13 protein-coding genes are annotated in these 25642 nt (G+C 71.5%); 8 read left to right on the plus strand and 5 right to left on the minus strand.

All coding sequences use genetic code 11. From position 1 onward, the window contains the following. Nucleotides 1-7: 7 nt before the first annotated feature. The 3 genes from P3102_RS15210 to P3102_RS15220 all read left to right on the plus strand — a co-directional run bounded on the left by P3102_RS15210 (nucleotide 8) and on the right by P3102_RS15220 (nucleotide 10963). The gene (locus P3102_RS15210) at nucleotides 8-5944 is read left to right on the plus strand and encodes a type I polyketide synthase (RefSeq protein ID WP_276369920.1); all 5937 of its coding nucleotides are present in this window, start codon (nucleotides 8-10) and stop codon (nucleotides 5942-5944) included. Beyond that, the gene (locus P3102_RS15215; RefSeq protein WP_276369921.1) at nucleotides 5926-10374 is read left to right on the plus strand and encodes an acyltransferase domain-containing protein; all 4449 of its coding nucleotides are present in this window, start codon (nucleotides 5926-5928) and stop codon (nucleotides 10372-10374) included. The genes P3102_RS15210 and P3102_RS15215 overlap by 19 nt, the downstream gene beginning before the upstream one ends. A gap of 109 nt (nucleotides 10375-10483) precedes the next feature. Further along, a complete protein-coding gene (locus tag P3102_RS15220) occupies nucleotides 10484-10963 on the plus strand; it encodes a response regulator transcription factor (protein ID WP_276369923.1) in 480 nt (159 codons plus the stop codon). Between the two features lie 11 nt (nucleotides 10964-10974). Here P3102_RS15220 and P3102_RS15225 read toward each other — a convergent pair whose 3' ends face one another. From P3102_RS15225 to P3102_RS15235, 3 genes are read right to left on the minus strand one after another with little or no spacing between them, the layout of a single operon-like run. Beyond that, complete coding sequence (locus P3102_RS15225; RefSeq protein ID WP_276369925.1) at nucleotides 10975-12462, minus strand: AarF/UbiB family protein; 1488 nt, start codon at nucleotides 12460-12462, stop codon at nucleotides 10975-10977. After that, nucleotides 12455-12823, minus strand: coding sequence for a hypothetical protein (locus P3102_RS15230; protein WP_276369926.1), 369 nt, complete (start codon nucleotides 12821-12823; stop codon nucleotides 12455-12457). Before P3102_RS15230 ends, P3102_RS15225 begins: the two co-directional genes overlap by 8 nt. Nucleotides 12824-12860: 37 nt before the next feature. Next, complete coding sequence (locus tag P3102_RS15235) at nucleotides 12861-13142, minus strand: hypothetical protein (RefSeq protein WP_276369928.1); 282 nt, start codon at nucleotides 13140-13142, stop codon at nucleotides 12861-12863. Between the two features lie 350 nt (nucleotides 13143-13492). Between P3102_RS15235 and P3102_RS15240 the strand changes: the two genes are divergently transcribed. From P3102_RS15240 to P3102_RS15260, 5 genes are all read left to right on the plus strand, one after another. Further along, the gene (locus P3102_RS15240; RefSeq protein WP_276369930.1) at nucleotides 13493-15037 is read left to right on the plus strand and encodes a wax ester/triacylglycerol synthase domain-containing protein; all 1545 of its coding nucleotides are present in this window, start codon (nucleotides 13493-13495) and stop codon (nucleotides 15035-15037) included. A 34-nt stretch (nucleotides 15038-15071) separates the two neighbouring features. Further along, on the plus strand, nucleotides 15072-15572 hold the full coding sequence (locus P3102_RS15245) for a LuxR C-terminal-related transcriptional regulator (protein WP_276369931.1): 501 nt from the start codon (nucleotides 15072-15074) through the stop codon (nucleotides 15570-15572). 113 nt (nucleotides 15573-15685) lie between these two features. Next, nucleotides 15686-17095, plus strand: coding sequence for an acyltransferase domain-containing protein (locus P3102_RS15250; protein ID WP_276369933.1), 1410 nt, complete (start codon nucleotides 15686-15688; stop codon nucleotides 17093-17095). 26 nt (nucleotides 17096-17121) lie between these two features. Continuing rightward, entirely contained in the window at nucleotides 17122-22911 is a 5790-nt protein-coding gene (locus P3102_RS15255) for an SDR family oxidoreductase (RefSeq protein ID WP_276369934.1), read from the plus strand. A gap of 29 nt (nucleotides 22912-22940) precedes the next feature. After that, nucleotides 22941-23717 carry an SDR family NAD(P)-dependent oxidoreductase gene (locus P3102_RS15260; RefSeq protein ID WP_276369936.1) on the plus strand — a complete coding sequence of 259 codons (777 nt, stop codon included), beginning with the start codon at nucleotides 22941-22943 and terminating at the stop codon, nucleotides 23715-23717. 62 nt (nucleotides 23718-23779) lie between these two features. Here the strand turns inward: P3102_RS15260 and P3102_RS15265 are convergent, their stop codons facing one another. Beyond that, nucleotides 23780-25138 carry a biotin carboxylase N-terminal domain-containing protein gene (locus P3102_RS15265; protein ID WP_276369937.1) on the minus strand — a complete coding sequence of 453 codons (1359 nt, stop codon included), beginning with the start codon at nucleotides 25136-25138 and terminating at the stop codon, nucleotides 23780-23782. Then, the gene (locus tag P3102_RS15270) at nucleotides 25125-25634 is read right to left on the minus strand and encodes an acetyl-CoA carboxylase biotin carboxyl carrier protein subunit (RefSeq protein WP_276369939.1); all 510 of its coding nucleotides are present in this window, start codon (nucleotides 25632-25634) and stop codon (nucleotides 25125-25127) included. Before P3102_RS15270 ends, P3102_RS15265 begins: the two co-directional genes overlap by 14 nt. Nucleotides 25635-25642: the final 8 nt, after the last annotated feature.

Here is a 25642-nt window from a genome sequence, read left to right on the forward strand (position 1 = left end):
GGACACGATGACCGATCCGTCCAACCCGCGCCAGGTCCCGATCGCCGTCGTCGGAGTCAGTGCGCTGCTGCCCGGCTGCGACACGATCGAGGATTTCTGGCGGGCGGTCCTCACCGGACGGGACCTGATCACCGAGATTCCTCCGACGCATTGGCTGGCGGAGGACTACTACGACCCCGATCCGTCCGCTGTGGACAAGACCTACAGCCGACGTGGTGCCTTCCTGGGGCCGACCGATTTCGACACCCTGTCGTTCGGGATCCCGCCCAAGGCGCTGGCCGCCACCGACACCACCCAGCTTCTCACGCTGGTCGCGGTCGAGAAGGTGCTCGCCGACGCTTTCGGCGGCCGGACACCGCCCGACGGGGAGAACGTCGGTGTCGTGCTCGGCACGGCCGCGGTGGAACTGCTGTACACCATGGCCGCGCGGATGCAGCGTCCCGTGTGGCTCAAGGCGCTGCGCGAGTCGGGCGTCGCCGAACCCGAGGCACAGCGGATCTGCGACCGCATCGCCGCTCACTATCCCGAGTGGCAGGAGGAGACCTTCCCCGGGCTGCTCGACAACGTCGTCGCCGGCCGCGTCGCCAACCGGTTCGACTTCCACGGCACCAACTTCACCACCGACGCCGCCTGCGCGAGCTCGTTGGCCGCCCTGTCGGCGGCCGTGGACCAATTGTCGCTCGGCCGGGCCGACGTGATGATCACCGGCGGGTCGGACACCGCCAACGACATCCTCATGTACATGTGCTTTTCCAAGACACCCGCCATGTCGCCGTCGGGCGATTGCCGTCCGTTCTCCGACCGCGCCGACGGTACCGTGCTGGGAGAGGGCCTGGTGGTGTACGCGCTCAAGCGCCTCGCCGACGCCGAACGCGACGGCGACCGCGTCTACGGCGTGCTCAAAGGGCTGGGCAGCTCGTCGGACGGACGAGGCTCCGCCGTCTACACCCCCGTGCCGCAGGGGCAGGCCCGTGCCCTGCGCCGGGCGTACCGGGCGGCCGGGTATGGCCCGGAGACCGTGGAGCTGATCGAGGCCCACGGCACGGGCACCAAGGCGGGGGACGCCGCCGAGGCCGCCGGGCTGCTCGAGGTCTTCGGCTCCGGTGACGGCAGGCCCCGATGCGCGGTCGGCTCCGTCAAGTCGCAGTTGGGGCACCTGAAGTCGGCGGCGGGCGCGGTCGGCCTGCTCAAGGCACTGTTGGCGGTGAACCACGGCGTGCTCCCCGCGACCGCGAAGGTGGACCGGCCCAACCCGGACCTCCACTGGGACGAGAGCGCCCTCTACCTCAACACCGCGCCCCGTCCGTGGGTTCGCGACGGTTCTCACCCGCGCCGTGCCGCGGTGTCGAGCTTCGGGTTCGGTGGCAGCAACTTCCACGTGACGGTCGAGGAATACCGGCCGGGGGAAGGCTCGACCGCGCGCCGCGCGCCCCGTTTCCGCGCCTTGCCCGCCGAACTGGTCCCGCTCAGCGCGTCTTCTCCGGCAGAGTTGCTCGAGCGGCTGGACGGGCTCGCCGAGAGCGGCCCGTCGACGACGACGGCTCGTACGGCACAACGCGCCTTCCGGTGCGAAGACGCCCACCGTGTCGCCTTCGTGGCGGGCGACCGGGACGAGTTGCTGCGTGAAGTGGACCGGGTGCGGCGACAGATCGAGGCACGGCCGGAGGAACCGTTCTCGACCCCGGCCGGCTCCCACTACGCGGCCGGGGAGACCGAGTCCGGCGGGCTGTGCCTGCTGTTCCCCGGCCAGGGCAGCCAGTACCCCGGTATGGGCGGGGACGTGGCGATGCATCTGCCGAAGGCACTGGCGGCGTGGGATCTGGCCGCTTCGGTCGACATGGGCGAGCACGCCCTGCACGAGGTGGCGCATCCGGTGCCCGTCTTCACCGACGCCGAGCGCGAAGCCCAGCGGGAAACGCTGACCAGCACGGAATGGGCCCAACCCGCCCTCGCCGTGCACAGCCTGGCGCTGCTGGAGGTGCTGCGGTCGCTGGGCATCCGTCCGGACTTCACCGGCGGGCACAGCCTCGGCGAGCTGGTCGCCCTGCACGCCGCCGACGTCATGGACGCGCCGACTCTGGTGCGCCTCGCGCGTGAGCGCGGCGAGCTGATGGTGAAGGTGAACGCGGAGCCGGGGACGATGCTCGCGGTCAGCGCTCCGGCGGCACGGATCCGGGAACTGCTCCAGACCCTCGGTGACGACGGGCTGTGGGTGGCGAACCACAACGGTCCGGACCAGGTGGTCGTCTCGGGCCGGGTCGGCGAGGTCGAGCGTCTGGAGCGCCTCCTGGACGGCGAAGGCATCCGATCGCGACGCCTGGCCGTGTCACACGCCTTCCACAGTCCGCTGGTCGCCGAGGCAGGCGAGCCGCTGCTCGACTTCCTCTCTTCCGTGCCGGTGCACCGGCCGAGCGTGCCGGTGCTGGGCAACCAGGACGCGGCCCCGTATCCGGACGACCCGGACGACATCCGGCGCGTGCTGGCAGGCCAGCTCAGCGCGCCGGTCCGGTTCCTCGAGCAGGTCGAGGCCCTGTACCGCAACGGTGCCCGCACCTTCGTCGAGGTGGGGGCGGGTTCGGTGTTGACCGGCCTGGTGAACGCGGTGCTCGGTGACCGGCCCCACCGGGCGATCAGCACCGACTCCCGGCGCGGCAACGGGGTCGCGAGCCTGTTCGACGCGCTGGGACAGTTGGCCGTCGCCGGGGTGCGGATGGACTTCGACGCCCTGTGGGAGTCCTACGATCGTCCCGAGCCGGAACCGAAGCCGGCGGTGGGCCGGGCGACCGTGCCCATCTTGGGCGCCAACTACGGCAAGCACTACCCACCGGAGGGCGGTGCTGCGGTACTCCCGCCACCGGTGCCCGCGCACCCCGCGTCCCCGACGAACGGCACGGCCACCCGGCCTTCCGTTCCCGCGGCACCGAGTCGGCCCGCACCGGACCCGGCCTGGCTCGCCGCGATGACGGACACACAGCGGGAGACGGCCGCGGCGCACACCGCGTACCAGAAGGCCATGGGAGACAGCCATACCGCGTTCCTGAAGCTGGCCGAGGTTTCGCTCGCCGGCATGGCGGCGGTGATCGGCGACGGCACGGTACCGACAGCGGACACCCCCCGTGCGCCCGAGGTTCCGCCTGCACCCGCGCCCCCGCCGGAGGCGGTTCTTCCCGCCGCACCCGTGCAGTTGCCCGAAGCCCCGGCGAATTTGCCACCGCCGCCCGGGGCCACACCGGACACCGTGCCCGCACCCCTGCCCGCACCCCCGCCCGCTCCGTCCGCCGGGCCGGAACAGGATCTGGAGTCCGTGCTGCTGGCCGTAGTGGCGGACAAGACGGGTTACCCGGTCGAGATGCTCAACGGGGAGATGGATCTGGAGGCCGACCTCGGCATCGACTCCATCAAGCGGGTGGAGGTGCTTTCCGCACTGCGGCAGCAGGTCGACGGATTGCCGGAAGTGAACGCGGCGCGGCTCGGCGCCCTGCGTTCGCTACGCGAGATCACCGACGTGTTCGGCGAGGTGCTGGCGGGAGGAGAAGCAGCCGCCATGACGGCACCCGCACCGGGGCCGTCGGTGGGACTCGACGCGCCGCCGGGCGAGACGTCGAACGGGGCGGGCCGAGCCGCGGTCCCGCCGGAGCGACCCGATCGCCTTCCCCTCGTCCGGCTGGTCAGGCGCGCGGTCCCCGCGCCGCTGCCCGGTCTGCGCGCGACCGGTCTGTCCGCGGGCCCGGTCACCATCACCGCGGACGGGGGCGGGGTCGCCGAAGCCCTGGCCGCCGAACTCGCCGGCCGGGGGATACCGGCGGAGGTGGTGACCGACATTCCCGCCGACACCCCGTCCCTCGTGCACCTCGGGGGACTGCGGCAGGTGGGATCGGGGGGCGACGCGCTCGTGGTCGAGCGTGCGGTGTTCCGCGACCTGCGCCGGGTGGCTCCGCGCTTCCGACGCGAAGGTGGCCTGCTGGTCACCGTGCAGGACACGGGTGGCGACTTCGGTGCGAGCGGCAGGCAGCCGGAACGCGCGTGGCTGGGCGGTGTCGCGGCGGCCGCGCGCACCGCCGCCACCGAGTGGCCGGACGCCACGGTGAAGGCCCTCGACTGCGAACGCGGCGACCGTGGACCCCAGGAGATCGCCCGCGTCCTGGCGGCGGAACTGCTGGAGGGTGGACCGGCATCCGACATCGGGTTGCCGGCCGATGGCTCGCGCACGGCACTCGTCCGGTGCCCCGCCGCACCCGTCGAGCGGGACGACCGAATCGGTCCCGGAACCGTCCTGGTCGTCAGCGGCGGAGCCCGCGGTATCACCGCACAGGCCTTGCGCGGGCTGGCCGAGCACGCCCGCCCGCGGCTCGTGCTGCTGGGGCGCACCCCGCTCGCGGACGAACCGATCGACCTGCGCGACTGTCCCGACGAGCAATCCCTCGTCCGCGTGCTGGTCGAACGCGAACGCGAGCACACCGGAGAAGTGCTCACGCCGGTGGAAGCGGGCGCCCGGGCACGGGACGTCTTGGCGGGTCGTGAGCTGCGGCGTGCCGTGGCCGAGCTGCGCGCCGCCGGCAGCGAGGTCCGCTACCTCGAAGTCGACGTGCGCGACGCGGCGGCCGTGGCCGCCGCGCTCACGTCCGTGCGGACCGAGTGGGGCCCGGTCAGCGGGATCGTGCACGCGGCAGGCGTGCTGGCCGACCAAGCACTCGCCGACAAGACCGACGAGCACTTCGACCGCGTTTTCGGCACCAAGGTCGACGGCCTGCGGTCGCTGCTGGACGCCACCGCCACCGACCCGCTCGAGCTGATCTGCGTTTTCTCGTCGGTGGCCGCCGAGTTCGGCAACGCCGGGCAGGTCGACTACGCGATGGGCAATGAGGTGCTCACTCAGGTCGCGCTGGCCGAACAGGCCGGACGTCCCGGTTGCCGGGTCCGGTCGATCGCGTGGGGGCCATGGCGGGGCGGGATGGTGACCAGGGCGCTGGCCGAGCGATTCGACGAGCGCGGCGTACCGCTGGTCGCCCCCGGCGCGGGGGTCGCGGCGTTCGTCGCCGAGGTGACCGGCGCTCATCCGGACGTCCACGTCGTCGTCGCCGCGGAGGGCACGAGGACCCTGCACGGCGAGCGCCATCTGAAGGCCGACGTGGTGGTCAGCGAGGCCACTCACGGGTACCTGGCCGACCACAGCGTGGCGGGCACACCGGTGCTGCCCGTGGCCTTGACGCTCGAATGGTTCCTGGCGCTGGCCGCGGTGTGGCGCCCCGATGGTCCGGTCACGGTGGGCGACGTGCGGGTGCTGCGCAAAGCCGTGCTGCCCGACCTGGCCAGGGGCGGGCACCGGTTCACCGTCCGGGGCCGCGAGCGGGTGATCGCGGGGGAGGTCGTGCTGGAGGTGGAACTGCTCGGCGAGTCCGGCGCGGCGCACTACCACGCGACCATCTCCGCGAGCGCGGGAGCACCACGGACCTGGTCTCCGCCGTCGAGCGGTGAACCGTTCGACGATGCCCGGGTCTACGACGGCGTCGTGCTGTTCCACGGCCCGCGATTCCAGGTCCTGGACGGCCCGCCCGTGCGCACGGCCGACGGCGCCACCGGTGTCGTGCTCGGCCTGCGGGCGGTCGGCTGGCCGGACGGTCCGTGGCACACCGACCCGGCCGCGGTGGACGGAGCGCTCCAGTTGGCGGGGCTGTGGGCCGCCAAGCGGTCGGGTGGCGCGTGGCTGCCGATGTCGGTGGGGCGGTTACTGCTCGGGCGGGAGGGACCGGTGTCCGCCCCGGTGCGGTGCGTCGTCCGCGTCGGGGACACCGAGCGGGATGTCGTCACCTGCGACGCCAAGCTCGTGGACCAGGCGGGTGAGCTGGTGGTGGAGCTGGCTGACGTGGTGTTCGTGCGGCGGCCCGACGTGCCGGTCGAGGAGCAGGCGGGGGAGAGGGCTGCCCGGTGGGCTCTGAACAGGTAGCGGTCGTGGCGGTGACCGTCCGGACCACGGACGGTCGGACGGTGGACGACCTGCGCCACTGCCTGCTCGACGGTGTGCCGTGGCAGCCCGGTCCGGGGAACGGGACGGACCTGGTGCCGGACGTCGCTCGGGAGGCCGCGCGAGCCGCCGGCTCGTCCTGGGCAGGAGACATCGTCGAGGATCTGCACGAGGCGGTCCGGGCGGTGGCCGAACGCCGGCTCGACACCGCCGTGGTCGCGTCCGCAGGGACCGGCTGCGCGGTCGCGATCGTGCTCAAACGGCACACCGCCGCGCTGCGGGAGGGGAACCGGTCGTTGGCGCTGGTCGAGGACGGCAGTGCCGACCCGGCCGTCGAAGGGCCGCGACTCGACGGGTCGTCGCAGTCCGGCGGGGACCTGCTGCGCGTGGCGTGCGCCGTGCTGGCGATCGCCCATCGGGCCATGCCGAGGCCGAACGCGCCCGCCCGGTTGCTGATCGGCACGCGGGACACCGAGGTGGCCACCTCGGCCGGACCGGTCCGGGTGCGGGTCGGCGACGCGGTGCCGTGGGTGGTGGGGGCCCCGGTGTCGTGGCGCGTCTACTCCGGTGCCGACCGCGGTGAGGTGCTCGAAGCCTTGAGAACCGGACGACCGGGGGACGGCGGACCCGCGAGGCTGGTCGTGTGGTCGGCCGGTGGTGAGCCGCCGCTCGGTGCCGAGTCCGCCGCCGAACAGTGGCTGCGCAGCGGCGGTCCGCGCCCCGACGGGGTGGCGTACCGGGACCGGCCGTTACCGGGGCAGGTCGCCTTTCTCTTCGGCAACGGCGCGGCCTCCTACCCCGGCATGGGCACGCAGTTGCTGCTGGCGTTCCCGGACTTGGTGGCGGGCCTCGAACAGCGCTACGGACCGATCGATGACCTCCTCGGCGCCACCGACGGCTCCGCGTTGCCGAGGGCGTTGCGGCAGATCTGGGGTTCGGGAGTACTGGCGGGGGTGCACCACGGGGTGATGGCGGACCTGCTCGGCATCCGGCCGGACGCCGTGGTCGGCTACTCCTCGGGTGAGATGACCGCACTGGTCGCCACCGGTGCGTGGCGCGACCCGGACGAGGTGGTCCGGCGGGTTCGGGACTCCTGGCTCTACACCGACGGGGTGGTCGGCCGGTTCGACGTGTGGCGCCAGGCGCGCCGTCGCGACGGCGCGGCCGGTGGCGAGTGGTCCTGCCACCTGGTCGGCGCCCCGGCCGACCGGGTGAGACGGGCGATCGAGGGGGAGGCAACCGCGTACCTGATGCTCGTCAACTCGCCGGAGTCGTGCGTGGTGGGCGGTGATCCGGCCGCGTGCGCCCGCGTGGTGAGCCGGCTCGGCGGGCCCTCGTGGGAGGTCGACTACCCGATCGTCGCGCACGTGCCGGAACTGGCCGAGGTGCGGGACCAGCTGTGGCGGCTGTACCACCACCCCACGGTCGACGTCGGGACCACGAGGTACTACTCGTGCGCCACCACCGGCTGGTACTCGCCGACACCGGACGCCGTGGCGGATGCGCTCGCCGCCCAGCTGGTCGGGACGGCCGATTTCGCCGGCACCGTGAGGCGTGCGTGGGAGGACGGGGTCCGGGTGTTCGTGGAACTCGGCCCCAAGGGGTTGTGCGCCAACTGGACGCGTCAGGTGCTCGGTGCACGAGAGCACCTGGCCGTGGCACTCGACGTGCCGGGGGCGGGGGGTGTCCGCCAGCTGCTGCGGGCCGTGGCCGAAGTGACGGCGGCGGGCGTGCGGATGGACGTGCCGGCGCTACTGGGCCGGCTCGTGCGGCCCCCGCTGCACCCCGTACGGCCGGTGCCGCTGGTCGCCCACCACCGGCGTGTGGCCCGGCTGCACCGGGAGTTCGTCGAGCGGGAGGCGGTGGTGCACGACAGGTTTCTCGGCCTGCGCGCCGAGATGGCCGCCCTGTTGCGCGCTGCGGGCGCCACCGTGGGGACCGCTTCGCCTGCGGCCGTCTTGGCTGCCACCGCTTCACCTGTCACTGTCCCGCCTGCCACCCCGCCGGTCACCCGCCCGGCTCCGCTGTTCGGGCGTGCCGAGCTGGAGCGCCATGCCGAAGGCCGGGTCGCGGAGGTCTTCGGGCCACGGTTCGCCGGGTCGCACGGTTCCCGCCGGCGAACCCGGCTGCCCAAGCCGCCGGTGCTGCTCGTGGACCGGGTCGTCGCACTGGACGCGGAGCCCGCGTCCATGACCGGCGGGGTGATCCGCACGCAGACCGACGTCCGTGCAGGTGACTGGTACCTCGACCCGACCGGACGCGTGGCGCCTGCCCTGCTCGCGGAGTTCGGCCAGGGCAACATCCTGCTGCTGAGCTGGCTCGGCGTGGATTCACACACCAGCAAGGAACAGGTCTACCGAATGCTCGACTGCGAGGTCACCCACCACGGCAGTCCGCCGGGTGCCGGCGACACGGTGGACTTCGAGACCACCGTCGAGGGGGTCGCCGAACACGGCGGCGTGCTGCTGGCGTCCTTCCGCGCCGACTGCCACGTGAACGGTGAGCCCCGCTTGACCGTGCGTCACGCCCGCGCGGGCTTCTTCGACCAGCACGAACTCGACGGTGGGACAGGGATCAGGTGGCGGCCGGAGGGCGAACCCTTACCGCAGGGACCGCTGGACCTGCCTCCGCGTCGTGCCACGCGGTCGGCATTCGGCCCGCCCCAGCTGCGAGCGCTGCTCGAAGGCCGACCGGCCGACTGCTTCGGCGACGAGTGGGGACCGACCAGGTCGCATGTGCGCACCCCCCGCATCGCGGGCGGCCGGCTGCGGGCACTGGACGAGGTCACCGCGCTCGACTGGACCGGTGGACCGTGGGGGCGCGGCCATCTGCGTGCGGAGAGCGCCATCGCGCCCGACGAGTGGTATTTCGCGGCTCACTTCGAAAACGACCCGTGCATGCCGGGGTCACTGATGCTCCAGGGCTGCCACCAGGCGATGGCGTTCTACCTCAGCGCCACCGGCTGCACCGTCGAGCGGGACGGGTGGCGCTTCGAGCCGGTGCCCGACCGTCCCGTCCGGCTGACCTGCCGGGCTCAGGCGACTCCTCGCACCCGGCGGATCGTCTACGAGGTGTTCGTCCGGGAGCTGTCGACCGGGACTCGGCCGACGTTGGTCGCCGACGTGCTGTGCTCGGTCGACGGGGTGGGCGCACTGCACGCACGGGAGCTGGCGGTGCGCCTCGTACCGGACTGGCCGCTGGACCAGTGGCGTTCGGGCCCGGTGGTACCGCGCGGGACCGCACCCGCGCTGCCGTCCGCCGAACTGGGCGGGCTGGGTGGTCACCGGGAACCGCGGATGGTCGCGGAAGCCGACGGATTCCGCTTCGACTACGCCTCGTTGCTGGCGTGCGCGTGGGGGCGGCCCAGCGAGGGATTCGGTCCGGCCGCGGCCTCGCTGGACGACGCGAAGCACATCGCGCCGCGCTGCCCCGGGCCGCCGTACCACTTCATGAGCCGGATCGCGGAGGTGACCGGCCCGATGGGCGGCATGCGCGCGGGCACGGTGGCCGAGGTCGAGTACGACGTTCCGGAGCGGGCGTGGTTCTTCGAGCACGAAGATCGCCCGGTGATGCCGTTCGCCGTGCTGCTGGAGGCGGCCCTGCAACCGTGCGGCTGGCTCGCCGCGTACAGCCACGGGTTCGACCAGAACCGCAAATTCCGCAACCTGGACGGCGTCGTGACGGTGCTGGCGGAGGTCGGGCCGGGCGCGGGCGTCCTGTGCACCCGCGCCCTGCTGCGGGAGTCCGCCACCAGCGGGGGCACCACGATCCTGCGATTCGTCGTCGAGTGCCGCCTCGGGGACACCCCGGTGCTGACCCTTTCGACCACCTTCGGCTTCTTCCCGCCCGAGGCGTTCGTCGGGCAGGGCGGCCTGCTCGCCGACCCGGCGCATCGCGCGGCTTTGACGGAGCCGTCGGAGTGGCGCGAGCAGTCGGGCGGCGACCGGCGCCCGGGTACCGGCCTGCCATCGGGTGACATGCTGCGGGTGCTCGACCGGATCACCGGGTACTGGCCTGACGGTGGACGGGCGGGACTGGGACGGGTGCGGGGCGAGAAGGAGGTCGACGGAAGCGAGTGGTTCTTCCGCGCGCACTTCTTCCAGGATCCGGTGCAACCGGGTTCCCTTGGCCTGGAGGCGATGTGCCTGCTCCTGCGGTGGTACGCCTGGCAAGAGGGGCTCGGCCGTGGCGTGGCAGGCGCGCGCTTCGAGCCGGTGGCACTCGGGCGGCCGGTCACGTGGAAGTACCGCGGGCAAGTGTTGCCGGCGAATCGGATGGTGATCGTCACCGCGGACGTCCTCGAGGTGGTCGAGGAAGAGCACGGGTACCTGGTCGTCGCCCTAGCGGAACTGTGGGTCGACGGGAAGTGGATCCACCAGGCGGATTTCGGTCTCCGCGTGGTGGCGGACTGAGAATGGGGCCGGAGCGTGACACGGCGTCGGCCGCATCCGCAATGGGAATTTCCCCAGCGTTAATTGAAGGCCTCCCCGTGCGGATGGGCTGGGCCGAACGTGCCTTCGAATGCGCAATCCGACGGCGGGCAAGCCGCCTGAATGGCCGCTATTGTCTCTCGTGAATGATCGCTACTTTGAGCACTGTCATGGCAGCACCCGTACTTGTCAGCGAAGTGCAGAGGAGTCGTCGGTGTGCCGAGGGACATCCGAGGGTCAAACCGGCGAAGACCTTGCGCTGGAAGAGTTGATCCGACTCGCGCGCACGCACCAGGACATCGCGCATACGTTTTTGAGCCGGGCGGAGAAGATGTGTCGCGAGTCCTCCGCCATCGGTCCGGTCGAAGGCAGTTCCTATTCGCGATGGAATTTCACGGGACGCGAGGACGAAGTTGCGAAACTCCTCGTCGAGGGGCTCTCCAACCGCAGAATAGCCCGCGCGTTGGGTATCTCGGAACGCACGGTGAAGAACCACTTGCACTCCATCTTCTACAAGCTCCGGGTGAGTGACCGCACCCAGGCGGTGATCAGGCTGATGCGCCGCACCTGACAAACGGGCGGTCAGCGCTTCAGCCGTTGCCACAGCCAGGCCCCGCCCACCCCCGTCAGCGTGCCGTAGAAGATCTTGCTCGCCGTCAGTTCCTGGTTCGAGGCGCTCTTCGAGTTCACCGGGATCTGCAGGTCACGATTGGACACGTCCCGCAGGATCCCGCGCGCGTGGTTGTAGCTGCCGTTCGCCGCCAACAGCAGCTCCACGACGCCGCGGGCCAGGTGGGACTCCGAAAAGGTCTCGCAGGCCAGGTCGAGCACGATGTCGGCCAGCTCCGCTTGCAGTACTTCGGCGGCCGACAGCTCGGGCGCCAGGCAGCGAATCGACCCCTCCATGTTGGCGAAGGACTTGCCCAGCATGGGGATCACCGGGCCGATCTTGATGCCCCGGTTGGTCGAGTGGCGCAGAACCCTGGTCAGGGTCATGCCGAAGTCGAGCTCCTCCAGCGACGCCGTCGCGGCCTTGGGTACCAGGGCGGCGACGTCGCCGGTGAACCCGCCGATGTCCGCCCACTGCGTCGGCTTGCCCATCTCCACCCAGGCCCTCGCCGCACCGTCCCCGTCGTTCTGCACGATGTTGATCAGCGTGAGGGCGAGTTTGAGGCTCATCGGGCGGTCCAGTCTGCCGACCATGCCCCAGTCGATCAGGGACGCGCCCCGTCCTGGCTCGACGAAGATGTTGCCGGGGTGGGGATCGGCGTGGAAGAGACGGCCGACGAAGTAGCTGCGGTACATGAACGCCAGCAGGTCGTGAGCGATGGCCATGCGCTCGTCCTCGGCCAGTTCCCCGCGGGCGATCTCGCGGATGGACCGCCCTCCGGCGAGGTCCTGCACCAGCACCCGAGGCGTCACCAGCAGGACCTCGGGCACGGTGAGGAGGTCGAATTCCTCCGCCTGCGCGCGACCCAGGTCCATGTGCCCGGCCTCGGTGGTGAAGTCCAGTTCGTTGTCCACCGATTCGAAGATCAGGTCCACCATGGCGTCGACGTCGACCACGGCGTTGAACTTCGGCCGGGTGGTGGCCAGCAGCTTGCCGGCGCTGCGCAGCACCGCCATGTCCGTGTGCACGATCGAGCGGATACCGGGGCGCTGGACCTTCAGCGCCCCGGTCCTGCCGTCGGCCAGCCGCACCCGGTACACCTGGGCCAGCGACGCCGACCCGAGCGGGTGTTCGGTGTCGATGTGCCGGAAGGTGCGCCGCCACCCGGAGCCCAGTTCCGCCTCCAGGACCGGCTCGAACTCCGAGAACGGTGCGGCAGGCACTCGGTCGTGCAGCTTGCCGAGTTCGTCGATGGTGGCCGCGGAGACGAAGTCCGGCCGGGTGGACAGCATCTGCCCGACCTTGATGTACAACGGCCCCAGCCGCTCGAACGCGGCCCGGATCGCCTGTGCCCGTTCGCGACGGCGATGTTCGGGTTCACCCCCGCTCGAGCTCGTCACCTCGCGCACGGCCAGGCGGGCGAGCGTGGCCGCGAGCAGGCGCACCCTGTGCTCAGCCACAGCCGGCCGTCCCGGTCGGCCCCTCCACGGGGTGCAGTGGCACCACGGTGTCACCGGGTCGCGCGACCGGGGCGGGCCTCGCCGGTGGTCGTGGGGCCAGCAGCGCGAGCAGTCCCGGAGCGGGCAAGCCGGCGTGCTGCCCCGTCAAGGCGTCATCGAACATTTGGACCAGTACCTCCACGGTGCAGTCGGCGCCGTTGCGGCGGTGTGCGCGGAAGCGGCGGCCCGCTTTGACCTCGTCCAGCAACTCGACGAGGTCGACCACACGGTTCGTCTCGATGTCGAAGAGCGTGCCGTCCGGTTCGCGTAGCAGCGCCCGCCGCTTCCGTGTCCGGGCGCCGGCGGCCCGATCCCGAGTCATGACGGCCCTGGTGTGCGTGCCGTCCGGCGCCGGCCCGTCACCTGCTCTTCGACGGCTGGCTGTGGCTGGAGTCGGCGGAGCTCAGCTTCCGTACGGTCTTGGACAGTTCTTCCAGCTGTTCGCGCAGATCCGCGAGGTCTTCGGGGCTGTCCTTCTCCTCGTCCGGGCGCAGCACCCGGCGGGCGGTCCGGCGGTTGTCGTCGTCGACCTCACGGCCGCGGTCGAGCACGTCGTCCACGAACTCCTTGGTGTCGTCGACGATGTTGCCCACGTAGTCGAACAATCCGGTGCGCTTCCGGCTGGTCCTGCTCGTCGTCATGGTCGCTCTCCTCGCGTGATGGTGTCCGGGCCGATTCGGTGAGGTCCGGTTTTTCGACGGACTCGTCCGTGCACGCCGGGCGACGTGGGACCGTCCGGGCCTCTATCGGCACCGGTCGAAAGGCTCTAAGCAGCCACGCCCAGTCTCCGGGCAAGGGGAGAGCGGGCCAATGGTCTTCTCGAACTAGTACCAATGTCACGGGTGAACGGTCTCCCTTTTCAACACGTTCAACAATATGCGTGAGAATGACCGTTGTGCGGCCAATTCTTCCGAGTAGCGTGAGCTGTCAGAGGAATCGACCGAAATGGGCGGCGGTGACGTCGAGTCGAATCCGATGTGGATTTTCGTCAATGTCCATTATCGACGGCGAAAGCGGGTACGACATGAACTCGAGTCCGTTCCGGCACCTCTCGAACTCGGTGTCCTGGGGTGCGGTGCGGGAGATGAACGCGGTGGAGACCATGTTCTGGCGGGTCGACAGCAGCGCGGGGGTGGAGGCCAATCTGCTCGGTCTTCTGCTGCTGGACCGTGCTCCCGATTGGGAGCGTCTCGTGGACCGGCACCAGTGGGTCGTCCGGGCCGCGCCGCTGCTGCGCAAGCGGCTCGTGGAACCGCCCCTGCACTGGGGAAGGCCTTTCTGGGCCGACGATCCGGCGTTCGACGTGACCCACCACCTGCGCCGGGTCCGGCTGCCTTCACCCGGTTCGCGCAGACAATTGCTCGACTTCGCCCAAACGCTGAGCATGTCGCCCTTCAGTCCCGCTCGACCACTGTGGGAAGCCGTTCTGGTCGAGGGGGTCGACGGGCACGGCGCGGCGTATCTGCTCAAGATCCACCACAGCCTCACGGACGGGACGGGTGCCTCCCAACTGGTGTACCTGCTCGTCGATGCCGAGGCCGAACCGGCCGAGGAGAAACTCCTGCCGCCGATGCCGCCGAACCGGCGAGCGGACAACCGCACCCTGCTCGTCGCCGGACGATTCGCGAGGATGCTGGGTCGTCTGCGTCCGCCGCGGGCTCCGTGGAAGGTCCGGCACCGTGCCGCGCCCGCGGTGACCGTCTTGAGCAGTGCCCGGCGCAACGGCGCCGCCCCACGGAGCAGGCGTCCGCCGGATGTGGCGGCGTTGCTCGGGATGGCGAAGTCGTTCGCCCACGCCACCGTGCTCCCGTCGGCACCACCGGCACCCTTGCTGGCGGGACGCAGCCGGTACGCCCACTTCGAAATGGTGGACGTGCCGTTCGCCGCGCTGAGGGCCGCCGGCAAAGCCTGCGGCGGAACCTTCAACGACGCCTACCTCGCCGGGTTGGCGGGTGCGTTCGACCGCTACCACCGGCGCTTCGGCCTGGCACTGGACATCCTGCCCGCCCTGTTGCCGATCAGCGTGCGCCGTCCCGGCGCGGTCGCGGGCGGAAACCATCTGGCCAGTACCCGCCTGGTGCTCCCGGTCGGTGGTCGCACGCCCGCCGAGCGGGTGGGGCTGATCCACGACGCCGTCACCGCCGTGCGGGAGGGGCCCACCCTGCACGCGCTCGGCCTCCTTTCCCGCCCGATCACCCCGCTGCCGCCGTCGGTGGTGGGCCGGATCACCAAGGAGATGTTCCGCGACAACGACCTGCTGGCCAGCAACTTCGCGGGTATCCCGCAGCCGGTGTACCTGGCGGGGGTCAAGGTGGTCGCGATCCAGCCGTACGCACCGCTGCTCCGCGGTGCGGTGAGCGTCGCGCTGGTCTCCTATGTGGACCAGGCGCAGATGGGCGTCAACCTGGACACGGGTGCGATCACCGAACCCGAGGTCTTCGTTCGCTGCCTGCGCGAAAGCTTCGAGGAGGTCATCGGGCTCGCCTCCCGCCAGGAGCCGGCGCGCGGCGAACCCACGGCACAACGCGGTCGCTGAACACCCTTCCGCCGACCACTTCGAGGAGACCTCAGTGACGACAACCGGTGCACACGTGCTCACCATGCCGACGAGAGGCCAAGGACGGAACCAGGACGACGACACCACCGAACTGGTCGAGCACGCCCTTCTCTGCGTCCGGCAAGCCGTCGACTCGTTGGCGCTGGCCACCCGGTTGCTGTCCGATCGGGACGGTTCCGGCACCGATACCGGCGGACCGCGAGTGCCGGCGGAGCCGTCCCGCGGTGACAGATCCGGCGACCTGCGGCTGAGCAACCAGGAGAATCGGGTGCTCACGCTGGTGACGGCGGGATTGTCCAACCGGAAGATCGCGGAGCTGCTCGACATCTCCGACAAGACCGCCAAGAACTACGTGCACACCGTTCTGCTCAAACTCGGCGCCGCCACCAGGACGGAGGCCGCGTTCACCGCTCTGTGCGAGCGCCTCGTCGACCCGGAGGAATGCCGTCGCGCCAGGACGCTCGCCTCGGGTGGGGCGGCCCCTCCACACCTGCTCGTCCCACCGACGCACTGATCGCCGGCAGGACCCGGAATGCCTTCGGCGTCGGAACAGGGCGCGTTCCCGCCGACTGCCCAGGTGCCCGGAACCTCACCCGGAAGCCGCCCCGAATCCCCCAGAGGACATCGATGACAGCACGCAACGCCTTTCTCTTTCCCGGCCAAGGCAGCTACCTGCCCGGGGTGTTCCGCGACCTGGTCGACCGTCACCCGCTGGTCGACGCGACCCTGGCCACCATCGACGACGTAGCAGCCGAGCTGGGACGCGAGCCGGTCTCACCGATGCTCCTCGACGCGGACTCGCCGACGTTGCATGATCTCGTGGACCACGACCCACCCGCCTTGCATCTGGCGATCTTCGCCGCTTCCGTGACCGCCTTCCGGCTGTTGGTCGAGGACTGCGGTGTGCGTCCGGACATCCTGCTGGGACACAGTTTCGGCGAACTGGTGGCGCTGACCGCCGCCGGGGCCCTCTCCCTGGAGGACGGCGCGCACCTGGTGGGCAGGCGGGACGAGTCGCTGCGGCGGTCCAGCGCGCCACCCGGTGGCCTCGTGGCCTTGAACTGCGGCGCGCGCCGCGCACGGCACTTGCTGGACGCGTTGGACGAGTGGAACCTGGCGGTCGCCGCGGACAACAGCCCCGACCAGGTCGCCGTATCCGGACCGGACACCGACCTCCAGCGGCTGGAGGAGGTCGCCGAAGTTCTCGGCATCAACGCGACACGCCTGCGCATCCCTTATCCGTTCCACAACCGTCTCATGGCGGACGCGGCGGAGGACTTCGGCGCACGGGTGGCCGACGTGCCCAAGCGGGCACCGCGGCTGCGCGTCTACTCGTCCCTGCTGGGCCGGTACGTCGAGGACATCGCGGACGTGGAGCGGGTGATCAGCGGTCACCTGGTCCTGCGTGTGCGGTTCCTCGACGCGGTGCGCGCGGTCCACGCGGACGGTGCACGGCGGTTCGTGGAAGCCGGCCCGAAGGGCGTCCTGGCCGACCTCGTGGCAGGCATCGTCCCTGGCGTGACGACCGTGGCGCCGTTCCGCAAGCGCACGGACACCCGGTCGCTGCGGTCCGATGTGGAGGAACTGGCGTCGCAGCAGGAGACTGGCAGGCAGGCGCCCCGTCCGGCGGACGCCCCCGTCGCACCGGTGCGGGTGTCGCGGCGAACCACCGCGCGGGATGACGTCGCACCCACTCCGCCGCGGATTCCCGCGTCCCGCCAACGCCCGGAACCCCGGACTCCCCCCGTGGTGAACGGCGACGGCGACCGCGAGGCCGTGCTCGAGGTGGTACGGGAGCTGTACGCCGATTTGCTGGGGTACCCCCCGGACGCCCTCGAATCGGATGCCGACCTGGAAGGGGACCTCGGCATCGACTCGATCAAACAGACCGAGGCGTTCGCGCGGGCCTCGGAGCACTTCGACCTGCCCGTCGCGGAATCGAAGGTGCGCCTGACCAATTACACGACCCTCGACGCCATCGTCGACCTCCTTCTGAAGCTGCGTGAAGGACGGCGGCCAGTGGGGGCGCGCACGTGAGCCGGTCACCGGGAAAGGCGAAGACGATGCCGAACGAGTTCGCGGGCAAGGTGGTGCTCGTCACCGGCGGCGGCAAGGGGGTGGGACGGGCGATCGTGCGAGAGTTCGCCTCGCTCGGCGCTCACGTCGTCGTCAACTACTTCCACTCCGAGCAGGCCGCTCGGCGCGTCGCGGCGGAGATCGCCGAAGCGGGCGGGTCGAGCGAGCTGATCCGGGCCAGTGTCGCCAAGGCAGCCGATGTCACGGCGATGTTCGAGACCGTGCGCGAGCGCTCCGGCCGCTTGGACGTGCTGGTGAACAACGCGGCGCGCGGCGTGCTGGCGGCCGCCGACACCCTCACCGACGCGGAGTGGCTGAAGGTCTTCGACGTCAACGTGCACGGTGCGCGACGGTGCGCGCGGGCCGCCCTGCCGCTGCTGGCCGAGACCGGCGGGTCGGTGGTCAACGTGTCGTCCATCGGGGCGGGGATGGTGGTGGACAACTACGCCGCGATCGGGGTCGGAAAGGCGGCACTGGAAGCGCTGAGCCGTTATCTCGCCGTCGAGTTCGCGGCATCCGGCGTGCGGGTGAACGTCGCGTCGGCCGGTCTGCTGGACAATCCGACCGCCGAACTGTTCCCTGGCAACGCCGCCATGCGCGAGACCTCCGTCGCGAGTGCCCCCCTGGGCCGGCTGGGGACGGAAGAGGAACTGGCCCGGCTGGTCACCGCGCTGGCTTCCCCGCGCATGTCCTGGGTCACCGGGCAGAGTGTGCTGGCCGACGGCGGATTGTCCCTGGGGCACGCCATGTTGCGGCCGAACTCCCCGGCGGCGGGTGTGGCGTCCGCCCCGCCGGTCACCTCGGCCCCCGACCCGGAACCGGCACCGCCGGCGGAATCGCCACGAGCGCGTACCCCCGAAGGGCCCGCGAGTTCCGGGCCGGAGCCCGGAACGGCTGCGCGCCCGCCTTCTCCGGTGGCAGCGCGCGCCGATGCGCCGCGGACGCGGCTCCCCGCTCGTCCGGCGCCGCGCGCCGCGAACCCCGGCGACGACTCGAACGTGGTGGCGGTGGTCGGCATGGGCCTGGTCCTGCCCGGCGCGAACGGCCCCGAGGAATTCTGGGAACTGCTGCGTGGCGGTGAGCCGGTGTTCGACGAGCCGGGGGAGCGCTTCCGCCGGGATGCCTTCCTGTCGGACGAGCCGGGCGCGGAAGACCGCGCGTACACCTTCCGCGGCGGTTACCTGCACGAGCCGCGCCTGCACAAAGAGGCCAAGGCGCGATCCTGCGCCCAGGACGTTTCGGCGCAGTGGCTGCGGCACAGCATCGCCCAGGCGTACGAGAACGTCACCCGGAGGCCCGAAGACCGCGTCGAGTGCTTCGTCGGTACCACGGTGGAGGGCAACCAGCACCTGGAGGAGTCGCTGTTGGTCGAGCTCTCCGCGCGGCGTCTGCCCGCCCACTGGCCGGACCCGCGAGCCGACCGTGACGCGTTGCCCGAACGCCTGCGCGCGCTGCTGCGCCGGCACTACCCGTTCGCCACCGGCCACGGGCCCGACCACCTGCCCGACCGCGTCGTCGATGCCGCGATCGCCGAACTGCTGCCGCCGGGTTCGCCGTACACCACGGTGGACACCGCCTGTTCGTCCAGCCTCTACGCCGTGGACCTCGGCACGAAGATCCTGATGGCCGAAGGGTGCGACGTCGCCGTGTGCGCGGGCGTGTTCACCAACACCCCGCGGTTCTCGATCATGTTCAGCGCACTGCGTGGGCTGAGCGGCAGCGGTGGCGTGCACGCGTTCGACCGGGCCGCGGACGGCACCCTGTTCTCCGACGGCGCCGGTGCCGTCGTGCTGAAGACCTTGCGCCGGGCACGCGAGGACGGCGACGAGGTGCTGGCCTTGCTCGGCGGGCTCGGCGCGGCGTCGGACGGCCGGGGCAAGGCCGTCTACGCCCCCAACCGCAGCGGACAGGAACGAGCGGTCCGGCGCGCCAGGCAGGTCAACGACCTGGCCGCCGAGGACGTCGACTGGATCGTCGCCCACGGCACCGGCACGTCGGTGGGGGATCGGGTCGAGCTGGACACCCTGGAGGCTCTCGCGCCACCGGCCGGTTACCCGTGCACGTCGAACAAGTCCCTCGTCGGGCACACGGGGTGGCCCGCCGGCGTGGTGTCGCTGATCCACGCCGTCCTCGGGCTGCGTCACGGGCTGATCCCGGCGCAGCGTCCGCTGACCGACCTCTCGGAGGATCTGCGGGAGAAGCGGGTGCGCGTCCCCGCCGCGGACGTGCCGCTGCCCCGGCGGGACGACCGGGCGCGAACCGTGGGGGTGTCCGCGTTCGGGTTCGGCGGCACCGACGCCCACCTGCTCGTGCAGGACGTGCCGCCGGCCGGTCACCCGTTGCCCCGCTCGGTCCCGTGCCCGGACCTCGACGACGTGGTGCTGGTCGGGTGGAGCGCTCACCTGCCCGGCGACCCCTCGCCGGAACAGGTGCGCGCGAGGTTGGCCGCCGGCGAGCCACCGGCGCCGCTCGCCGCGTTCCCGAAGCCTTACCCCGCGCCGTCTGCCCGTGAGCTGCGGATGGCCCCGCGCACGGTACGGACGGTCGACCACACCCAGCTCATGGCCCTCGCCGTCGCCGCGCGGTTCGCCGAGGAACACGGGACGCTCTGGGAAGGGGTGGAGGAGCGCACCGGCGTGCTGGCCGCCCACACCGGTCCGCTCACCGCCGCGATCGCCACCGCGGTGCGCTGCTACGCCGACGATCTGGGAGATCTCCGCGCGCGTCCCGAGGACGGGGTATCCGCGGCCGCTCTGGAGTCGGCCCTGCGCGACTGCCTGGACGAGGTTCGCCGGGAACGCGAGGTCACCAACGAGGACACCCTCCCCGGGATCGGGCCCAACATCATCCCGGCGCGGTTGGCCAACCGCCTGGACCTGCACGGCCCCGCGCTCACGCTCGACACGGGCGCCTCGTCGGCCCTCACCGCCGTGCGGACCGCCTCCCACTACCTGACCGCCGGCGAGATCGACCTGGCACTGGTACTGGCGGTGAACGGCAACAGCACCCCCGAGTTGGCGGCGCTGCTGGACGAGCCGGCGGACCGCTTGGCCGAGGGCGCCTTCCTGCTGGCGCTGGCGAAGAGGTCCGACGCCGAGGCGAAAGGCTGGCCGGTGCTGTGCGCGCTGACCACCGACCCCCGGCCCGACCGGTGCTCAGCGCCCGATGGCACGGCCCGCGCCCGCACCTACCTCGCCGCGGACGGAGCCATCGACCTGCTCGCCGCACTGGCGGGCCATCCGGAGCGGCCGGTGACGGTCACCGGCGCCTTCCCCGGCCCGGCGGTCACCGTCCACCCGGCCATCGAGATCGATGACGCGTCGCGACGCGCGAGTCACGTCGTGCCCGTGCCACCGCGAGATACCGTCACCACGAGACACGTCCCCCGGCTGGAACCGCTGCCACCGCTGCCCGACGCCGGTGGCGCCATACCGGCGGGCTGTCTGGTACTGACCGACGAGGCGAGCGCACCGGCCGTCACGGCCCCGGCCCGCGCGGCGTCCGCGACCGTCGTCGTGGTGCGCCCCGGTGACGATCCCGAGGCTGCGGTGGAGCCGGTGCTCGGAACCTCCGACCGGCGATACCGGCACCTGCGTGTCTACGCGTCTTGTCAGGACGAGCCCGGTCCGGCGGTTCTCCCTCTCGCCCTGCACGAGGCCCTGTTCCTCGCGGCACAGCGCTGCGCCGACGACCTGGAGGAGGGATCGCTCGGTGTACTCCTGGCCGACCCGATGCGGCAGGGGGTGCCAGGGGCGGTCACCGGGATGTTCACCGGCTTCGTCAAGAGCCTGAGCTGGGAACTGCCGGGATGCGCGTGCCGTGTGCTGATCTGCGACGAACCGGTCGAGATGGCCTGGCGGGGGCTGGAAGCAGAGCTGCGCCACGGTGGCGGACTGCCACTGACTTTCCGGCGGTCGGGTACCCGGTACCGGCAGCGACTGCGGCCGGTACCGCCGAGGACGGGACCGCTCCCGCTGCGACCCGGTGACGTCGTGGTGGCCACCGGGGGCGCGCGCGGTATCACCGCCGCCACGGTGGAAGGCCTGCTCGACCACGTGCCGGTGAAAGTGTGGCTGCTCGGGTCGTCGGCGCTGCCGGACGTCCCGGCGGACCTGCTGGCCGCCGCGCAGCAGGATCTGCCACGCCACCGCGCCCGGTTCATCGCCGAGGGCAGGAACTCCGGCGACGGTGCCTCGGTCGCCGAACTCAACCGCGGGTTCGAGCGGCTACTGCGCGCCAGGGAGAGTCTGCTGACGCTGCAACGCCTGCGGCGGCGTCACGGACAGGACTCGGTGCACTACCTGACTTGCGACGTGACCGATCCCGCCGCGGTGCGTGCGGCCGTCGGCACGGTGCTGGCGCAGGACGGCAGGGTCGACCTGCTGATCAACGGGGCCGGTGTCCACCACGCCGGCGACCTGGCCCGCAAGACCCTACGGGAATTCCGCCGCGTCAGGGACGTCAAGCTCGACGGATACCGGAACCTCAAGGACGCGTTCACCGCTTCGCCGCCGCGGTTGTGGTGCAACTTCGGCTCGGTCACCGGGTTGGTGGGCCTGCCCGGCGAGGTCGAGTACTCCTCGGGCAACGACTTCCTCGCCGCCGCCGCACGCCACGAGCGGGTGGTGGGGCAACGCGACGAATACACCATCGCTTGGACGGTGTGGGACGAGGTCGGCCTCGGTGGCAACGCGGTCACCCAGTCTCTGCTGACACGCGTCCAGCGGCTCACCTCGATGAGCAAGGCCGAGGGCGTCGCGCACTTCGTCACCGAGCTGGCCCAGCCCGGTCCCCGCGACTCCGTGGTCTCGTTCATCGGGGCCGCTGAGCGCGAATCGTTCGAACGGCAATTCCCCGGTTACCTCGCCATCCCGCCGTCCGCCGCGCCGACGAGCGGATTCCTCGGCGTGGCGGACAGCCACGACGAGCGGTCGGCCACCTGGCGGCTGGTGCTCGACGAGCACCGGGCCGGCTACCTCGGCGGACACCTCGTCGACGGCAAACCGACCCTGCCCGGCACGATGCTGATGGGCATCGCGGTCGAGGCGGCCCGGGCCCTCCTGCCCGGTGAGCCCATCCACGCGCTGCGCGACCTGTCCTTCTCCCAGTGGGTCCGGGCCACGGCCCGGACCGCGGAGTACCGGATCACCGCGGTGGTCAATCACGGCCGGTCGACGGCCCGGCCCTCGGTGCTGGTGCGCGTCACTTCGGACGTCACCACACCCGGCGGGCGGGTGCTCCGGCGAGACCGCGAGCACTTCCGCGCGACGGTGCTGATCGGCCCGCCGAGGCGGGTGACGACCCCCGTGCCGGGGGAGGACATCGACCAGCCGGTCGGGTCGCCCTACTACGACCCGCGGTCCCCGGTCTTGTTGTCCGGTGGCTTCCGCACCACCAGCGAGTGGCGAGCCGGGCGCTCGGGGGCATCGGCGCTGTGGCGGCCGGACCCCGGCTCGCTGCCGGAGGTGTGCGCGGTGCTGGCGTTGCCGACTCTGCTGCTGGACGGCCTGGCCCGCACCCGTCCGTTGTGCCCGGTGGCCGAGGGCGTGCAGGAGCTGCAGGTGCCCCGCTACGTCCGCCGCGTCGAGTGGTTCACCAACGACACCGACGTCGACCTGGCCGGGCGCCACCCGGCGGGCATCCGCCTGCACTGGGACACCGCGACCGGCGTGTTCTCCGCCGTCGCTCCGGACGGGAAACCGCTCACCGTGATGGAGGGAGTCCAGACCACTCCCAAAGGGCGGGTCGGGATCACCGGTGCCGCGGTGTCGGTCTGAACGCAGCACCCGAGCGAGGAGGAGACGAAGTGGAACTGGACGGCAAGGTCGCCGTGGTCACCGGCGGCACCCGGGGAATCGGCAGGCGGATCGTGGAGCGCTACCTCGAAGAGGGGGCGTCGGTGGTTTTCAGCGGGCGTGACGAGGCCAAGGGGGCGCAAGCGCTCAAAGAGCTCGAAGTGGGCGATCGGGCGACGTTCGTCCAAGGCGACGTCACGCGCAGAAAGGACGCCGAGCGCATGGTCGACGCCGGGGTCGAGCGCTACGGCCGGTTGGACGTGCTGGTCAACAACGCGGGTGGGATGCCGGGCTTCGCGGTGGTCGGCGAGACGGACGACGCCCTTTGGCACGACACCCTCGCGGTCAATCTGCACGCGGTCTTCTACGCCACCCGACGTGCGCTGGCACACCTGGTGCCCCAGGGGTCCGGCCGGATCATCACCCTGTCGTCCATCGAGGGCAAGCAGGCCGATCCGGGGCTCGGGGCCTACGCCACGGCCAAGCACGCGGTGATCGGGCTGATGCGGGCGGTGGCACGTGAAGTCGGCCCGCTGGGTGTCACGGCCAACTGCATCTGCCCCGGCATCGTGCTGACCGACATGATCCGCGAGCAGGGCCCGCTCGCCGCCCGGACTCTCGGTACGACCTACGACCAGCTCGTCGGCTCGTTCACCGGCAAGGCCGCGACCGGTCGCGCGACGACCGTCGACGAGGTCGCCGCGGTCGCCGTCCTGCTCGCGGCCGAGGCGGGCGCCGGGATCACCGGCGCCGCTCTGCCCGTCGACGGCGGCGCGACCTGCTCCTGAGCGCCGGTGTTCGGGCCAGGGGATCGATCGGGATCCCCTGGCCCGAACACTGTCGGCACGGATCAGCGGACCACGGCCGCCGTGATCGCTTCGACCAGGTCCAAGCCGTAGTCGCCGGCCTGGAAGGCCGGGTGCGCCAGCACCCGCTGATGGACCCCGGTGTTGGTCGACACGCCCGCGCAGTCGAACTCGGCCAGCGCCCGGCCCAACCGGCGCAGGCTCTCCGGCCGGTCGTCCCCTCGCACGATCACCTTCGCCAGCAGGGAGTCGTAGAACGGCGGGACCCGGTAGCCGGGATGGGCATGGGTGTCCACCCGCACCCCCACACCGCCCGGCAGGACCAGGTCGGTGATCCGGCCCGTCGACGGCAGCCATCCCTTATCCGGGTCCTCGGCATTGATCCGCGCCTCGAACGCGTGCCCTCGGCTCACCACGCCGTCCTGGTCGAAGGCCAGCCGCTCTCCCGCGGCGACGCGCAACATCCACTCGACCAGGTCGATGCCCGTGATCGCTTCGGTGACCGGGTGCTCCACCTGCAACCTGGGGTTGGCCTCGATGAAGAAGAACTCCTCCGGTCCGGTGACCAGGAATTCGAACGTGGCGACACTCGTGAGACCGATCGCCTCGGCGCCGCGCACGGCCGCGCGATGCAGCTCCCTGCGCAACCGGCTTGGCAGGCCGGGGGCGGGCGCCTCCTCCAGAAGTTTCTGGTAACGGCGCTGCACCGAACAGCAGCGGTCACCGAGGTGGACGATGTTGCCGTGCTGATCGGCGAGCAACTGCACCTCGATGTGGCGAGCTGACGGCACGTACCGCTCCAGGAAGAGCCGCCCGTCGGTGAACAGCCGATCCGCGTTGCGCGTCATCCGCGGGAACGCCGCGATCAGCTCGTCCGGCCCCGGCACCGGGTGCACGCCGGTGCCACCGCCGCCCGCCGCCGCCTTGAGTACGACCGGGTAGCCGATGCGCCCGGCCTGGTCCAGGGCGTCGTCGATGCCGCACAGCGGACCGGTCGAGCCCGGCAGCACCGGTATGCCGGTGCCGGCGAACGCCTGGCGCGTGGCGATCTTGTCGCCCAACAGCGCCAGATGTTCGGCGGACGGGCCGACGAAGACCACACCGGCGTCCGCGCACGCGCGTGCCAGCAACGGGTCTTCGGACAGGAAGCCGTAACCGGGGTGCACGGAGTCGGCGCCGGTCTTGGCACAGCCGTACAGCACGGCGGGGATGTTGAGATAGCTGTGGGTGGCCTGCGCGGGACCGAGGCAGAAGCTGTCGTCAGCCAGCCGTACGGGCAGGCTGTCGGCGTCCTCGGCAGAGTGTCCGACGACCGACCGCAGGCCGAGGTCACGGCAGGCGCGGACGATGCGCAGCGCGACCTCACCCCGATTGGGGACGAAGACCGTCTCAAAGCGCGTCATCGGACACTTCCCCGGCGGGTTCCAGCCGCAGCAGCGGTTGCCGGAATTCCACCACGTCGCAGTCGCGGACGCACACCTCACGGATGATCCCCGCGTGGCCCGCCCGCACGGGTGTGGTCATCTTCATGGCCTCGATCTGCGCGACCTGGTCGTCGGGACCGACGACGGCGCCCACCGCCGGCTCGGCCGAGCCGTTGTCGCCCCGGCCGAGCCGGACCACGCCCACCGCGGGCGCCAAGACCTCCACCAGCCCCGCTTCGCGCGCCGGTTCATCGCCTGGTGGCGACTGTCGCGGCGAGGTGGACGCCGGTTGCGGCTCGACCTCGATTTCGATCTCGACGTCCGGGGTGCGCACGAGCAGGTGGCGCACCGAGTTCTGGTTTGCCGCCGCCATGAGCTGCCGCACCACGTCGACCGGGACACCCGGAGAACCCGTCGGTGGTGCGGGGGCATGGTTGCGCTTTTCGGAGGGCACCGGGGACACGTGCGTCGACACGTAACTAC

Source organism: Amycolatopsis sp. QT-25 (assembly GCF_029369745.1).
GTDB lineage: Bacteria > Actinomycetota > Actinomycetes > Mycobacteriales > Pseudonocardiaceae > Amycolatopsis.